Genomic DNA, 15,288 nt, shown 5'->3' with positions numbered 1-15,288 from the left:
AAAAATATATCATTTGAGTGTTAATAGGGTGTATGTGAAATGATAATGTTTTGTAAAATCTGTATTAAATTCCGAACAGGATGTGCAGATGTTTTCTATTTCTATCCATGTTTTTCAGAGAAGTTATATGAAGTAGAAAGCAGCTTGGCAGCCATTGTTGTCCAAGTTATGGTAAGATGATAATAATAACACCGAAAGCATCGGGAGCTTATAGAAGTCTATTTAGACTTGTGTGAGCTCCCTTTTTGTTTTCGATAATTGGGGTGTCAGGATGAACGATCATGGGCTATTCCTTATACGTTGGATGCAATAGAGACCCTATTAAAAACATTTGCAGACGCCACAGTTCATGTTGCTCCTGGCCTTTTTGACGAGTGCTACCTTTTTCAAAATCAATCATTTTCTAATCTTGATTCTATGGCAAGTTATGTCCATGATTATGTATGGAATGATAACGCTAAGAAGACGATGAAAGACGAACTTCAACTCCGTGGATACAGTATGAAAACGATTAAAGCCTATTGCAGTCAGGTCGAACGGTTTCATTCTTTTGCAAAAATGAATAAAGACATCGATTTGGAGCAATTGATTTCTAAGCATGCTCTTCAAATGCTTGAGCACAATCGTTCACATTCCTATGTGAATCAAGCAATCAGCGCGATTAAGTTTTATGTCAAGCAAGTACTTCATGTGGAGACAAGGGTTTCTTACATTCGACCCAAAAAGGAAAGTAAGTTGCCACATGTTCTGTCCTTAACAGAAGTGATGTGTATTTTGAAAGCTTTACATAATTTGAAACATCGAACGATTCTTTATTTAACCTATTCCTCCGGTTTGCGTGTGAGTGAAGTTGTTCGATTGAAGTTGCAAGATTTTGATTATGAACGAAAAACGTTGCGTATTCGCCAAGGGAAAGGGCGTAAAGATCGATTGACTCTTTTATCTGATACTGCAATGGCTTTAATGAAGCAGTATATCCAAAAGGAAAGACCAGATATATGGGTATTTCCCGGTCAATATCCGACAAGTCATATTACAGAACGTTCCGTTCAAAAGATATTCGAACAAGCGCGAATTGCTTCAGGTATCCAAAAGAAGGTGAGCATTCATGTCTTGCGTCATTCATTCGCAACTCATCTCTTAGAAGGCGGAATCGACATTCGGTTTATTCAAGATTTATTAGATCACGCAAGTGTTCGTACGACCGAGAGATATACCCACGTGAGTGTAAAAGATATAAGGCGCATTAAGAGTCCACTTGATCAGATGGATATGTAGAAATAGGAATTGTACGGCATGAATATCGTATTGTTGGTGATATCTACGAAGTTCGCAAATACCAATGTATGGTATAATTATGCGAAGTGCGTAAGTAAGGAGTTATGAGAAATCGGCAAAATATAGGGAGATAGAAAGTATGAAAAATATAGAGTACTACAATATCAAAGGATTTCCCAAAATACATGAATGCAAGAAGATATTTCAAGCAGTTGCAATGCTGGATACTATTTTAATGCCTGATTGGGAATATAGATATTACTCCTTTAATTCATTTTGGGATAATAATGAGCAAATGGCATCCATGCGAAATGGAGAAGGCGATCATTACTTTGCTTTATTTAATAATGATGGACTAATTATCAAGGGGTACGACAGCGACTATAAAGTAAATGTTAAGAGTTTGGAAAGAACAGTGGAGGGCGTTCCTAAAATATTCAATTCGTTTATTAATGAACCTGCGTTTATATTCGAAGAGACTACTTTTTGTATATGGAATAAATCGGATAGTGACACGTGGCAAGCTTGTAATGAATATAAGGACGAGGAATACAAATTGTTACAGATCTTATTGGGTGGCCCTGAATACTATCATTTTTGGGCAACGGAGTATTATGAAACTAATCTAGAGTCATCACTTGTTAGAAGAATATTCGAGATGGAACCAATAGATAAATTTTTGATTAAACACTTAAACAAGGATATCAGATTAAGTGAAATAATAGATGATATTAAAGAAATTGGATATCCAATAAAGTAAAGTTCGAAAGTATTTCTGTGAAGTGCCGACATCTCATAACATGTTATTCACACAGCGTCGCCTGTCGGCTCCTTGGTCTGCCTGAGGCAATTCGGAGAAGTGGGTTCAGGCAGACAACCCTGCGAGGCTAAGTGGCGAAGCCACCCAGTCGCACTCGCTCCTTTAAGCCTCTCGGGTTCGTAAATACCTAGAACGTTAACTGAAACCTCTGAGATCATGATATAAAAAGATGTAAGGGGAAAGAAGATTATGAAATGAATTGGAATTAATTATAATAACGTGGAATGACATGAAATCAGAAGTAAATCCAATAGTCGCGAGGCAATCCGAGGAAATGAGTAAGCCCCTTCGGTGTCGCGACTCTTTTTATAAAGATGAGGGAAAATAAGAGCACAGGAAGATATTGTGGGATATAATACCATAGAAGAACAATAGTGAAGAATACATAGAAGTTACGTTTAACCCATATTAAAGAATGAAACCAAAGTAAATTAAGGAACATGTTGAAGATCATTAAAGAAATGAAGAGAATTTTGATCGGAATTCAGGAAGTCAGAGGCATCAGTTAACATCGTATCTACACTGCGGGACATGCGTCCCTTGGTCTGCCTGAGGAATTTCGAGGAAGTGGAATCAGGCAGACAACCCTGCGAGGCTAAGTCTTCGACCCAGTCGCTTCGCTCCTTTAAGCCTCTCGGGTTCGTAGATACAAGAACGTTATGTGATATCAGCAAAATAAAAAAATGAAAGAGTGGTATGAATGACTGGATGCAGATATTTATTCATTTCTTCTAATGGAGATAAGATTATAAAAATCTCTCAACCCAAAAATCATAAATATAAGCCTATACCTCAGTTAGCAAATGAGAATGTACTTGAGGTCATTTTACTTTACGAAAATAAAGATAGGAAGCCACATCAATTGCTTACTGTCGAATTTGATCGATTTCGACTAGATTCCAATGGAAATTATGAAGAAACAGAAGCAGATAGAATAAGAGCTTTTCATAATTTCTTTGCTTTTGGAATGCCGATTTTACTCGAAGATGTAGAAGTAGATGATAAACCATTACCTATACCCGTTGCTCCAATAGTTCCAACCGATAGTGAGAAAAGATCATTATACAATTACATAAATGAGAAGTTACCTAACTTAGCAGTTGGCGCCCCGTATGTTGTTGAGAGTAAAATTAAAGCATCGAGAGAGAAATACGAAGAGTTTAAAAACATGGCAAAGAAATCAAAGAACCGACCTAAGTAGTTCGAAGAAGATGCTGACATCACATAACATCGTGTTCACACTGCGTCGCCATGCGGCTCCTTGGTCTACCCGAGGCATTTCGGAGAAGAGTAGACAGGCAGACAACCCTGCGAGGCTAAGTCCTACGGACCCAGTCGTTGCGCTCCTTTAAGCCTCTCGGGTTCGTGAACACACAGAACGTTATCTGAAAGATACGTAATGACTTATTAATAATAAACTTAAATAACCCTAAGAATGAAGGTGGAAAGAATTAAGTTCATATTTAATAAATACATGTTCTCTTCAATAATTTCTTCTATATTGTTTATTTTCCTTGTGAATTTTTATTACGGTTCAATTAAACCATACTTAAATGAACCGTATCTTGAATTTTTTAGTGATTTTGATGAGATTGAGAAAGCAATAATTTTCTTTAAGTTCTACCCAGTATTTATAATAGTTGGAACGCCAACTGCATACGTACTAGATTTATTTTCAATGAAACTATCCAATAGTTTGGTTATAAGATTAATTATTTCATTTGTTTTATACATAATTACTGGTGGAGTGATTTCTGTTTTATATACGTTTTATATAGGAATGTTTACAGTATTGATTATCAAGGTAGGCCTTGTAGCAGTGACAATATTGTATATTACAATTACAACAATTAGGTTTAAAACAATATTAAAAACAAGTACAAGAATATTATAAGAAAGTATTTAAACCCTAATTTTTAAGTAATTCAAAGAAGACGTATCCATCAGATAACACCATATTCACGCTGCGGTCGCTTTCGCTCCCTTGGCCCGCCCGAGGAATTTCGAGGAGCTGAGTCAGGCGGACAACCCTGCGAACCTAACCGCGCAGCGGCCGGCCCTCCGGGCCTTAAGGTTCTCGGGTTCGTGAATACAAGAGACGTTATGTGCAATTGCCAAAAATACTGTGGGGGTAATTTCATGGAAGTAGATGAATTGATTCAAGAGTATCGTCAAAGAAGTTCTCTTTATCGTTCTTTAGAGGAAGAAGCAATACATATTATTAAATTAAAACTTGAAAGCGTAAATATTAAGATCAATAAAATCGAATCAAGAATTAAGAGTGAAGATTCTCTTAAATCTAAGGTTGAAAGAAAAGAAATAACAAACCCTTTTGATGAAGTTCGAGATATTTTAGGCGTTCGTATTGTTTGTTTATTCTTATCAGATGTTGAAAAAATCCGTAATTCAATTAATGATGTTTTTGAGATTTTAGAGGAAGATAACAAGATAGATAATAGTGATTTAAATTCATTCGGATATATGTCAGTACACTTTATAGTTAAGTTGAATGATGAGTACAGAGGTCCGAGATACGATGCAATAAAGGGTTTACTTTTTGAAATTCAAGTAAGAACAATGACAATGGATGCATGGGCGAACATTTCTCATTATCTTGATTATAAAACTGAAAAAGATATTCCTAAAGATTTAAAGAAAGACTTTTTTGCATTAAGTGGACTCTTTTTTGTTGCAGATAAACATTTCGAACTATTCTTTAATTCAAGACAGAATGCAAAAGAACAATTAATTGAACAATTTGAGCAGCATCAATCTCAAGAAGAAGATATTAATATTGATAGCTTGAATGCTTATATGGAAGTCAAATTTCCAGACCGTAAAAGATCGGATGCAAAAGCAATATCAAGTCTTGTGGATGACCTATATCAATTTGGTTTAACCAAGATAAGCGAAATTGATGCGATGATATCGAGGACATGGGATGCGTTTCTTTTATATGAGAGTGAAAGGCCTCCGCATTCTGAACCTGGCAGGATCTTTAATGATGTAGGTGTCATTAGAATTATCTTGAGAATAGTAAACGAAGAATATTATAAATTTCAATACGGAAAAGCCTCAGAGGGTACCCTAAATAAATATAGAGCTTTGATTAAGTAACTCATAGAAGTGGCAACTACACATAACAAATGCATTCACGCACCGCAGCCTTACGGCTGCTCGGTCGCCGAGAGGCATTTCGAGGAACGGATTCAGGCGACAACCCCGAGAACCTTAAGCCCCCGTTGGGGGCTTAAGGTTCTCGGGTTGGTGAATGCGGGAATGTTATGTGCATTTGACTAGACCATGTATAAGGATTAGCCGATGAAGTTTAGTTTGAACGAAACTAAAGATCGAAGTAACAGTTAGGTTACGTATCTAGGGACAGTTTGAATGCAAGGGTTGCTTTGGTACTTGTGCTTTTGAATAAAGGACTTTAAAAGAAATAGTAGAAACATTACATAAGAAAAATATGGCTAGTTTGGGTTTGGATGTACCTAGGTACAATTTGAAAGTAGAGGTTTTCTAAGTAGGATAGCTCGTAATTGTAATGAAACCATTTAAAAATATGAAACACATAAAGGATAAGGCAGATTAAAGGTATATAATAACAATTTTTAAAGACGATTTTGAGAGATTAATCGCAGAAGAGTCAACAGCACATAACACGATATTCACACAGCGGGGGACAAGCCCCCTTGGTCTGCCCGAAGCATTTCGGAGAAGTGGAGTCAGGAAGACAACCCTGCGAGTCTAAGTCCTTCGGACCCAGTCGCTGCGCTTCTTTAAGCCTCTCGGGTTCGTGAATACAACAACGTTATACGACAGAACGAAGTAATTATTTTCTAAGGAGCTAATTTATGAAGATTAAAGTGCAATTAACCAATAAAAACGAAGCACATATAATAAAAAACTTATACCCTCTCTATTTGTACGATTTATCAGAACATTATGTCAGATTTCCGAATATTCACGGAATTTACGAAGATAGTGATGACTTTAGAAAATTGAGTGATCAATATGAGGTTCAAAATATTTGGTGGAAAAAACCAGATTGTTTATACCCCTATTTAATTTTAGTAGAAGATAAACCAGCGGGGTTTATTCTCATTGCTACACCTCCACATTGTGCAGAGGGAATTGATTATTTTGTTAATGAATTCTTTTTACTTCGCCCTTATAGAGGTCAAGGTATAGCAGAACAGGCAGCTATTAAAGTGTTTGAACAATTTAAAGGAAGATGGGAATTGTTTACCAATCCATCTGAAAGAAACATTATAGGGCAAAGATTTTGGCGGAAGACCGTTTCTAATTATAGTAAAGAAAATTATGTTGAGTTGTATGGAGATACTTTTGATGGACATAAACTGATTTTTCGATTTGATAATACAGAGAAGTAAGTTTTTGAGAGTATCTCAAAGTTCCGTCGTATAACACCGTTTTCCTGCTGCGTCGCGTCCGCTCCTTGGTCTGCCCGAGGCATTTCGAGGAAGTGAAGTCAGACAGACAACCCTGCGAGGCTAAGTGGCGGAGCCACCCAGTCGCGACGCTCCTTTAAGCCTCTCAGGTTCAGGAACACACAGAACGTTAGACGACATACCTTGAATGGAGAATAATATGAAAACATTAAAACAGTACTGGAATGAATCATTCAGTAGACCAAATCTTATGCCAGTTTTTGATAATTGGCTTGATAAATATGACGAATACCTAAATAAAGATAGTGGCCGTATTGTTGATCTAGGTTGTGGTATTGGTAATAATGCTCTTTATCTGTTCGAGAAAGGAATATTAGCAGAAGCGTGTGATATTTCGGAAGAAGCATTAAAGAAATTGACTGAAATTATCCCAAGAATTAATACCATCTGTCTCGATATGACAGAAGGGCTACCATTTGAAAACGACTCAATAAGAGTATTGATAGCTGATTTAAGTCTACATTATTTTGACGAAGATACAACTTTTAAAGTAATTAGTGAAATACATAGAGTGTTAAGATTAGATGGCTTATTATTATGTAGATTGAATTCAATAAATGAAATAATAAATAAAGGGGAAGTAAGCAAAAGTAAAGAGAGATATCTATTAGAGAATGAAGGAATTTACAGAAGATTTTTTGATAGACATGAGATTAATCGTTTTTTTAATGAGAATATTTGGACTTTGATTCATGCAGAGGAATACGAATTAGATAGATATAAAAACAAGAAGATTTTGTGGGAGATTGCAATGAAGCCAAGGTACATCGTCTAACACCGTATTCACGCTGCGGGGCTGACGCCCCTTGGTCTGCCAGGGGAATTTCGAGGAAGTGAATCAGGCAGGCAACCCTGCACTGGCTAAGTCCGTCGGACCCGGCGCTAAAGCGCCTTAAGCCAGTGAGGGTTCGTGAATACAACAACGTTAACTGAAACCTCTGAGATCATGATATTAAAAGATGTAAGGGGAAAGAAGATTTTGAAATGAATTGGGATTAATTGTAATAACGTGGAATGACATGAAATCAGAAGTAAATCCGATAGTCGCGATGTAATCCGAGGAAATGAGTAAGCCCCTTCGGTGTCGCGACTCTTTTTATAAAGATGAGGAAAAATAAGAGCACAGGAAGATATTGTGGGATATAATACCATAGAAGAACAATAGTGAAGAATACATAGAAGTTATGTTTAACCCATATTAAAGAATGGAACCAAAGTAAATTAAGGAACATGTTGAAGATTATTAAAGAAATGAAGAGAATTTTGATCGGAATTCAGGAAGTCAGAGGCATCAGTTAACATCGTATCTACACTGCGGGACATGCGTCCCTTGGTCTGCCTGAGGAATTTCGAGGAAGTGGAATCAGGCAGACAACCCTGCGAGGCTAAGTCTTCGACCCAGTCGCTTCGCTCCTTTAAGCCTCTCGGGTTCGTAGATACACAAACGTTATAAGAAATCCCCGCAAAGATTAAATTGAAGGTGAATCTGGATGAATGAAATTAGTTCTATAATAAAAAAGATTGATTTAGCAGCAACCCAAAAGAATTATAAGGAAATAGAAGATCTAATCAATTCAATGGAACTTACAGAACAATTAGGAATACATAGCTTATTGAATAGATCTACAATTAAAGTAATAACCGATAATAAGGATATAATTAATGTTCATTCTAATGCAAAGGAGCATATTATTTGGTTCTATTTTAATAACTTGCTCTGGTCCGGCGAAGTGCTAGATCAATTAATAGATATTTATAAGGAAGAGCACTATCTTGCTCTAGAAAGTATAGTAATAAGTGCAATAAAATCTGATGAAATAGAATTAAATCAAATAAGTAAATTGGAAAGTACATTTAATTCAAAGGAATTTATAAAGCAAATTGAAAGATGGAAGCAGAGAAATGGTATAGATTAAGCAACGAAGGCGGGGACATCTTATAACATTATATTCACGCTGTAGTCGCTTTCGCTCCCTTGGTCCGCCCGAGGAATTTCGGGGAAGCGTGATCAGGCGAACAACCCTGCGAGGCTAACTGCGCAAGCGCAGCCGGCGACATTCGTCGCCTTAAGCTTCTCGGGTTCGTAGATACACAAACGTTAGCTGAAATACCCGAAATCATTAATATTAATTAAACCTAAGGTCTAAGGAGAAATCATGAAAAACTTTATTATCTTCGGAGCAAGCAAAGGTTTGGGTGACGCGTTCGTCAAAGGATTGCCAGAAACGGGTGATAACATATGGATAGTTTCCAGAAGTTGTCCTGAGAGTTTGAAACTTAATGATGGAGTCCATAGATATTGGATAGAAGCTGACTTATCGCTATCTGATGCAAGCAATCGGATTGCGAATACATTAAAAGGCGTTACAGTGGATGTTTTAATTTATAACGTTGGGATATGGGAGAGCAGAGGATTTAGAGAAGACTACGATTTTGAGAACGATGATCCGAACGAAATTGCAAACATCATCAATGTGAATGTCACATCTTCAATTACCTGCATACAGAAGCTGTTACCGAACCTTAAAAGGTCGGATAATGCCAAAATTTTCTTAATCGGCTCGACGGCAGGTCTTGAAAATAATAATCTAACACAAATTTCATTTGCAGCTTCTAAATTTGGATTGCGTGGTATTTGCAATTCGTTAAGGGAACATGTAAAGAAATATGGGATTGGTGTAACTTGTATAAATCCTGGTGAAATTGCAACCCAAATTCCTTATGAAGATGGAATTGAGAAAGTCTTATCAGCTTACAATGGCACACAAATCCCCCTTCAGGATATCGTTTCATTAGTTAAATGTGTTATGAATCTTTCCAAAGCGTCTTGTGTGAAAGAAATAAATATTCCAGCAATGCTTGATACGAATGCATAATCAACAGAGAACGTAGTTGAATCAACGCCTTTTTAATAAGCGGTTTACTTTTGGTCGAAAAACAACAATAAACGAAAACAGATCCTAAAACTTAGATACTCATTCTTATCTGAAAGAGCAATAGGAAGATTGTTAAGCTTGTTTTTCTTTCGAATGGAATAAACTAATGAAGTATAAGCCCAGTGATTTCATAAAATAAAGATGTTGAGAATTTTTGAAGAAGTCGGGTACATCAGCTAACACCATATTCACGCTGCGGACCTAGCGGTCCTTGGTCTGCCCGGAGATTTTCGAAGAAGTGGAGGCAGGCAGACAATCCTGCACTGGCTAAGTCCGTCGGACCCGGTGCTTCGCACCTTAAGCCAGTGAGGCTTCGTGAATACAACAACGTTATAGGAAATCAGCGCAAAACAAAATAAATTAAGTTCAAATTAACATTTTTTAAGGAGGCGGAAATAATTACTAAAATAAAAATAGTAAAATTACTATATATGTTAGTAGCAGTAGTTGTGGGTGTTGGGTCCTTCTTTGGCCTATTAACAGTACTTTTTAATATTAGTGATGGATTTCTAAGTAAAGATAATAAGCCATTTGCTATATTTATTGGGTTGGTAACTATAGTCGGGATAACTTTGTTTTTATTGCTTGGTAAGATAATATATAAATCATTCAAACATGTACCTCTGACGTTAGGAATAATATTTATTTGCTGTGTTTTAACTTTTCCAGCCATTCAAGCCGGATTAAATTTTAAAGATTCTTACAGAAATTCTTATGCAAAGGATCACACGGATAAGTATGTTTCTCAATTGCAAACTATTTTTACAAAAGACAAATCTCCAATTGAATTAGATTATGAGCAGAGCAACTATGAAACCCTATACTATGGTGATTTAAATCGGCTTCAATTTGAAAAAAACGATGAAAATACATTAACAACAAATGAAATCGATGAAATGTTGATAAGTTTACCAATTAATAATAAAGGTTATAGAGTTAGTATTGCATTTGGAAAGTATTATCCAGAGTATAAGAGGAAGGTATCATCAATAACAATATTCTTAGATCAGAATAAAAAACCTACAAGTTGTTATGTTGATAATAAAAATAATTCTTTGTGTGACAAGTACAAAAAGGAATAGTAAAAGATTTTGTTAGCAAATCTACGTATGCGCCGACATCCTATAACACAGTATTCACGCTGCTACCTGGTCGCCCTTGATTCGCCCGAAGAGATTGACAGGGTAGCATAATCAGGCGAATAACCCTGCGAGGCTAAGTCCATCGGACCCGTTCGTTGCGCTCACTTAAGCCTCTCGGGTTCGTGAATACAAGAACGTTAGATGAAACTCCTAAACAACAACAATATACAGAAGGAGAACGTAACAGTGCCCTCAAAATCATATAAAGCATATCGAAATAACTCTCAAAATGTAACTAGACTTATTGATAATTATAGACAATTAAAGACAGGTAAAGGAAGAACTGCGCTTGATCATTTAACCCGAAGTGGAATAATTCTACTTGCATCATCGTGGGAGGTTTATATCGAAGATGTATTAAATGAATGTGTAACTTATTATATACAGAAATGTGGTTCTGCATCTAAATTGCCTGATGAGGTTAAAAAGACAATATCAAAAGAAATAAAAACAGATAAAAATGAGCTATCACCTTTCGAGCTTGTTGAGGATTCATGGAAAGAGTACTATTCAAAAATAACTCTACAAAAGACAAAACTTATGAACACACCGAAAAAAGATAATATTAATAACTTATTTAAGAATTATTTAGGTGTTGATGAATTGTCTTCACATTGGACGAATAAAACTATTGTTAATAAATTTGTTAGTTATAGAGGAGATATTGTTCATAAAGTGAAAGCTGATTCCTATGTTAGAGTTGAAACATTAGAGTTCTATCTTAAAGAAATAGAAGAAATAATAAAAGAAACTGACTTGTATTTAAAGAGATATTTAACATCTAAAGTAGGATCAAGTCCCTGGAATAATACATATTAATTGTAATTCAAGATGAGGGAGCATCATCTAACAATATATCTACGCCACGTCGCATTCGCTCCTGGTCTGCCCGAAGAGTATTCGAAGAAGTGGATTCAGCAGACAACCCTGCAAGGCTAAGTGGCGAAGCCACCCAGTCGCATTCGCTCCTTTAAGCCTTTCGGGTTCGTAGATACACAAACGTTATATGAAACCGATGCAAACCATAAAACTTTAAGTTCAATTCTTGTCTTCGGAAGGAGATAGTATGTCAAGTAAATGGGAAGATTCGTATACTGGGGAACTCAGATCTATTGTTGGTAATCGGAAACTTATCATTCCTTCGATTCGAGCCATTATCAGAGATAAAGAAAATCGAATTCTTTATATCGAGAGAAAGGGAAATAAGAAGTGGGCATTACCAGCAGGAGGAATTGAAATAAATGAATCCATAGTGGAATGTCTTAAACGGGAAGTACGCGAAGAGACAGGAATAGAAGTTATTGAGGCAACACTTATTGCGATGTACACGGGGAGAGAATATTCTGTAATCAACCGTTTTGGTGACGAGTATCAAGGATTTGAATTATTATTTCGAGTTGATGAGTGGAAAGGTACAATTTTAAAGGAAACAGATGAAACCACGAATATTGGATTCTTTTCAATAGATGCTCTGCCTGAATTTGAATCGGGATACTTTGAAGAACATGAAAAAGAAGTTTTAGAAGATCTTCAAAAATTTATGGGGACCCCAATAATAAAATAATATTTTGAAGGTAACGCAGAGAAGGCATCGGCATCATATAACACCGTATTCACGCATCGGGCTAACGCCCTCGGTTTGCCAGAGGAGATTTCGGGGGAGTGGAATCAGGCAGACAACCCTGCAAGGCTAAGTGGCAGAGCCACCCAATCGCTACGCTCCTTTAAGCCTTTCGGGTTCGTGAATACACCAACGTTAGGTGAAATTACCGAGAAATTAAAATAAATAGAACAGGTGATAAGGTGGATGAACTATATTTCAAAATTCATGATAACTCAAAAGACATCTATACAAAGATTGATGAACAAGTAGATGAATTTTGGAAGTGGTCTAAGAATGAAAAACAAGTTAAGGAATGGGAAGCCAATTATGAATCTTGGACTCTTATTTACTCATTAATTTCAAAGCTAATTGAGACCACGGAGTATAAAGATTGGGATCGAAAGACAGTAAATAATCTCCTCTATTTAATCGGTAGAGACAATGAATGTGAAGAAATTATTGTTCAAGTAGCTAGTAAACCATCAATTTTATGTTCACTGGCCGAAGAAGCACTTAACTATCATGATAATGACACAAGATGGCAATTCGCTCATCACCTTGGAACAATTACTGACAAGGAACCAAGAACTTTGGAACTGATAATTAAATTCTCGGAGGACTATGTTGAATATGTGAGAAGAAGAGCGTATGCAGTATTAGACATACTAAATAATTAATTTTATGTAGGTATTTCATGTAGTCGGTAACATCACCTAACACCATATCTACGCTGCGTCGCGTTCACTCCTTGGTCTGCCCGAAGCTTTTCGAAGTAGAGGATCAGGCAGACAACCCTGCGAGGCTAAGTCCTGACGGACCCAGTCGCTTACGCTCCTTTAAGCCTCTCGGGCTCGTAGATACAAGAACGTTAGGCGAAATTACTGCAATAATAAAAACTATATTAAAGAAGGGTGAAGTATAATGATACAAATCCGCGAATATCTTTCATCTGATCTTGAGTCGTTAACTGAACTAATGACTGATTTAGGTTCACCTTCAACAATTGAGGATATGAAAAATCGTATGGAACTAATTGGATTAAATCCTTACTATTTTACATTTGTAGCTACGATAAATGAAAAAGTTGTTGGAATGATCGGGGTACGTCTAAATAGTACATATACAAGCAATAAATTTAAAACTCAAATCTCATCATTTGTAACCAAAAAGGAATACCAAGGACAAGGAGTAGGAAAGGCTTTAATTAATTACATTGAAGAATGGACGAGAAATAAGGGGTCAGATTTTTTATACCTTACCAGTGGTATAAAAGAGGAACGGATAAGTGCACATGAATTTTATAAAAATAGAGGATTTAATGTCACAGGATATAGATTTGTTAAGAGATTAAACTGAAAGTAACTCGAAGAAGTCAGTAACTCCGCCTAACACCGTATCTACGCTGCGGGGCATACGCCCCTTGGTCTGCCAGAAGGATTTTCGAGGAAGAAGATTCAGCAGACAACCCTGCATTGGCTAAGTCCGTCGGACCCGGCAGCAAGCTGCCTTAAGCCATTGAGGGTTCGTAGATACAACAACGTTAGGCGAAATTTAATTAAGGAGAAAACAACATGAAAGATTCATACCAAGCATTCTTTAGCAAAGGATATATTAGCAAAGAACAATTCTATCAGTTTGGTTTGGAAGAATCTATTTATATTGATCATTGCCAAGCACGATTCGCTTGGGATAGATTAAAGAATGACGTTTTAAGTAATAAACAAGTATATATTAGAGGCTACGGGCGAAATGGTTCAGGAACTGACCTGTTCAAGGCTCTTTATCAATTTATTTTAGGGAATCAATACATAAAAGAGGATCCCACAAACAATGCAATTCCAGAAAGAGTATTAAATGAAAATACCAAGTTTAGAAAGAACATTGGAAGGGATACAAGTACCTTTGAGAAGATCCAAAACTATCAAATATCACATATATTTGGTAAGACAAAAAATCCATTCTTATTTGCAGCCCCTTGGAATATTGCTTATATTCCAAAAATAATTGATCCATTTACAGGGCATGAAGCAAGAGGGGATATGCCAGCAGAGTACAGTAAACTATTTAGGATGAAAGCATTTGAATTATTCGGTGACATGATTGATGACTACAATAATTTGATCTCTAAGATAGATTTAAGAGAGAGAGCTAATATGTATATTAATAATTTAGAGGAAGAAAAAACTCTGGACCAAACCAGAATATGTAAATTTAAAGAAGATGTTAATAACGAACTCACTCAGATTATCAGGGAGAATTAAACTTCGCATAACAACATATTAACGCATCGGGTATTCGCCCTCGGTCCTAGATGTGGCTTCAATGAAGCAGTTACTGTGGACACACCCGGCATTCGCCGGGTGTCGTGAATATACGAAACGTTAGGTGAAACCCCCTGAAATCAATTAATGAAAAGAGATGATACCAATAAATATAAGATACATAGTAGCCATGGCATTGATGTTATTGTTTATCTCAGGATGCAATAAGCCAGGTATGAATGATTCGATTAACCAGATAAAACTTGAATGTCTTCAATCTTTCAATGAAGAAAAGTGTGAGAACCAAGACTTTAACAATGATCAATCTTTAAAGATATTTGAAGAAGCAATAACAACAGCAACGAAAATGTTAGGAGAACTTAATTACGGTGCAGAATACAATATGACAATTACATACTCTAACAATACAATTAAAAATTTTCATTTATCATTGGGTTCAGATAGATCAATGAAGGGATTATTGGTAGACCAAACAAATACAAGCCAAGGATATGAAATATCTATGAAATATGCAAATCAATTGAGAGATTTACTAAATAAATAGGAATCTGAAAGTATCTCAAGAAGCCGGGGGCATCACCTAACACTGTATCTACACTGCGGGCTACGCCCTTGGTTCGCAGGATGGGGTAAGCATAGAAGTGGATTCAGCTCACAACCCTGCGACGCTAAGTCCGATGGACCCGGCGCGATGCGCCTTAAGCCTCTCGGGTTCGTAGATACAAGAACGTTAGGTGAAATTAATGCAATGT

The 15,288-nt window shown here is 36.5% G+C and carries 16 protein-coding genes; all 16 read left to right on the top strand.

Features of this window, described 5'->3' with window-relative positions:
• Positions 1 to 300 precede the first annotated feature (300 nt).
• Entirely contained in the window at positions 301 to 1,278 is a 978-nt protein-coding gene (locus ACSBOP_RS17700; protein ID WP_442601837.1) for a tyrosine-type recombinase/integrase, read from the top strand.
• Between the two features lie 139 nt (positions 1,279 to 1,417).
• The gene (locus ACSBOP_RS17695; RefSeq protein WP_442601799.1) at positions 1,418 to 2,038 is read left to right on the top strand and encodes a hypothetical protein; all 621 of its coding nucleotides are present in this window, start codon (positions 1,418 to 1,420) and stop codon (positions 2,036 to 2,038) included.
• 760 nt (positions 2,039 to 2,798) lie between these two features.
• Positions 2,799 to 3,299, top strand: a complete 501-nt coding sequence (locus ACSBOP_RS17690) for a hypothetical protein (RefSeq protein WP_442601836.1) — start codon at positions 2,799 to 2,801, stop codon at positions 3,297 to 3,299.
• 240 nt (positions 3,300 to 3,539) lie between these two features.
• Positions 3,540 to 3,992, top strand: a complete 453-nt coding sequence (locus tag ACSBOP_RS17685) for a hypothetical protein (protein ID WP_442601835.1) — start codon at positions 3,540 to 3,542, stop codon at positions 3,990 to 3,992.
• Positions 3,993 to 4,237: 245 nt separating this feature from the next.
• Positions 4,238 to 5,215 carry a GTP pyrophosphokinase gene (locus tag ACSBOP_RS17680; protein ID WP_442601834.1) on the top strand — a complete coding sequence of 326 codons (978 nt, stop codon included), beginning with the start codon at positions 4,238 to 4,240 and terminating at the stop codon, positions 5,213 to 5,215.
• Positions 5,216 to 5,955: 740 nt separating this feature from the next.
• Positions 5,956 to 6,495, top strand: a complete 540-nt coding sequence (locus tag ACSBOP_RS17675; protein WP_442601833.1) for a GNAT family N-acetyltransferase — start codon at positions 5,956 to 5,958, stop codon at positions 6,493 to 6,495.
• Between the two features lie 217 nt (positions 6,496 to 6,712).
• Complete coding sequence (locus tag ACSBOP_RS17670; protein ID WP_442601832.1) at positions 6,713 to 7,348, top strand: class I SAM-dependent methyltransferase; 636 nt, start codon at positions 6,713 to 6,715, stop codon at positions 7,346 to 7,348.
• A gap of 715 nt (positions 7,349 to 8,063) precedes the next feature.
• Entirely contained in the window at positions 8,064 to 8,489 is a 426-nt protein-coding gene (locus tag ACSBOP_RS17665; protein ID WP_442601831.1) for a hypothetical protein, read from the top strand.
• A gap of 240 nt (positions 8,490 to 8,729) precedes the next feature.
• A complete protein-coding gene (locus tag ACSBOP_RS17660) occupies positions 8,730 to 9,449 on the top strand; it encodes an SDR family NAD(P)-dependent oxidoreductase (protein ID WP_442601830.1) in 720 nt (239 codons plus the stop codon).
• Positions 9,450 to 9,940: 491 nt separating this feature from the next.
• A complete protein-coding gene (locus ACSBOP_RS17655) occupies positions 9,941 to 10,591 on the top strand; it encodes a hypothetical protein (RefSeq protein ID WP_442601829.1) in 651 nt (216 codons plus the stop codon).
• A 246-nt stretch (positions 10,592 to 10,837) separates the two neighbouring features.
• Positions 10,838 to 11,470 carry a HEPN domain-containing protein gene (locus ACSBOP_RS17650; RefSeq protein ID WP_442601828.1) on the top strand — a complete coding sequence of 211 codons (633 nt, stop codon included), beginning with the start codon at positions 10,838 to 10,840 and terminating at the stop codon, positions 11,468 to 11,470.
• 247 nt (positions 11,471 to 11,717) lie between these two features.
• Positions 11,718 to 12,215, top strand: coding sequence for an NUDIX domain-containing protein (locus ACSBOP_RS17645; RefSeq protein WP_442601827.1), 498 nt, complete (start codon positions 11,718 to 11,720; stop codon positions 12,213 to 12,215).
• Positions 12,216 to 12,454: 239 nt separating this feature from the next.
• Positions 12,455 to 12,931, top strand: coding sequence for a hypothetical protein (locus ACSBOP_RS17640; RefSeq protein WP_442601809.1), 477 nt, complete (start codon positions 12,455 to 12,457; stop codon positions 12,929 to 12,931).
• 244 nt (positions 12,932 to 13,175) lie between these two features.
• On the top strand, positions 13,176 to 13,610 hold the full coding sequence (locus ACSBOP_RS17635; RefSeq protein WP_442601826.1) for a GNAT family N-acetyltransferase: 435 nt from the start codon (positions 13,176 to 13,178) through the stop codon (positions 13,608 to 13,610).
• Positions 13,611 to 13,825: 215 nt separating this feature from the next.
• Complete coding sequence (locus ACSBOP_RS17630; protein ID WP_442601825.1) at positions 13,826 to 14,515, top strand: hypothetical protein; 690 nt, start codon at positions 13,826 to 13,828, stop codon at positions 14,513 to 14,515.
• Positions 14,516 to 14,705: 190 nt separating this feature from the next.
• A complete protein-coding gene (locus tag ACSBOP_RS17625; protein ID WP_442601824.1) occupies positions 14,706 to 15,080 on the top strand; it encodes a hypothetical protein in 375 nt (124 codons plus the stop codon).
• Positions 15,081 to 15,288: the final 208 nt, after the last annotated feature.

It is taken from the genome of Paenibacillus sp. KN14-4R (assembly GCF_052180255.1).
Classification (GTDB): Bacteria; Bacillota; Bacilli; order Paenibacillales; family NBRC-103111; genus Paenibacillus_AM.
Note: the sequence above shows the minus strand (reverse complement) of the source record. Positions and strands in the feature narration are given on the sequence as shown.

Coding starts and splice junctions, on each gene's coding strand:
- ACSBOP_RS17670 (WP_442601832.1), top strand. CDS start 6,713: ATGAAAACATTAAAACAGTACTGGAATGAATCATTCAGTAGACCAAAT.
- ACSBOP_RS17695 (WP_442601799.1), top strand. CDS start 1,418: ATGAAAAATATAGAGTACTACAATATCAAAGGATTTCCCAAAATACAT.
- ACSBOP_RS17660 (WP_442601830.1), top strand. CDS start 8,730: ATGAAAAACTTTATTATCTTCGGAGCAAGCAAAGGTTTGGGTGACGCG.
- ACSBOP_RS17625 (WP_442601824.1), top strand. CDS start 14,706: ATGGCATTGATGTTATTGTTTATCTCAGGATGCAATAAGCCAGGTATG.
- ACSBOP_RS17690 (WP_442601836.1), top strand. CDS start 2,799: ATGACTGGATGCAGATATTTATTCATTTCTTCTAATGGAGATAAGATT.
- ACSBOP_RS17645 (WP_442601827.1), top strand. CDS start 11,718: ATGTCAAGTAAATGGGAAGATTCGTATACTGGGGAACTCAGATCTATT.
- ACSBOP_RS17675 (WP_442601833.1), top strand. CDS start 5,956: ATGAAGATTAAAGTGCAATTAACCAATAAAAACGAAGCACATATAATA.
- ACSBOP_RS17655 (WP_442601829.1), top strand. CDS start 9,941: ATGTTAGTAGCAGTAGTTGTGGGTGTTGGGTCCTTCTTTGGCCTATTA.
- ACSBOP_RS17665 (WP_442601831.1), top strand. CDS start 8,064: ATGAATGAAATTAGTTCTATAATAAAAAAGATTGATTTAGCAGCAACC.
- ACSBOP_RS17635 (WP_442601826.1), top strand. CDS start 13,176: ATGATACAAATCCGCGAATATCTTTCATCTGATCTTGAGTCGTTAACT.
- ACSBOP_RS17680 (WP_442601834.1), top strand. CDS start 4,238: ATGGAAGTAGATGAATTGATTCAAGAGTATCGTCAAAGAAGTTCTCTT.
- ACSBOP_RS17630 (WP_442601825.1), top strand. CDS start 13,826: ATGAAAGATTCATACCAAGCATTCTTTAGCAAAGGATATATTAGCAAA.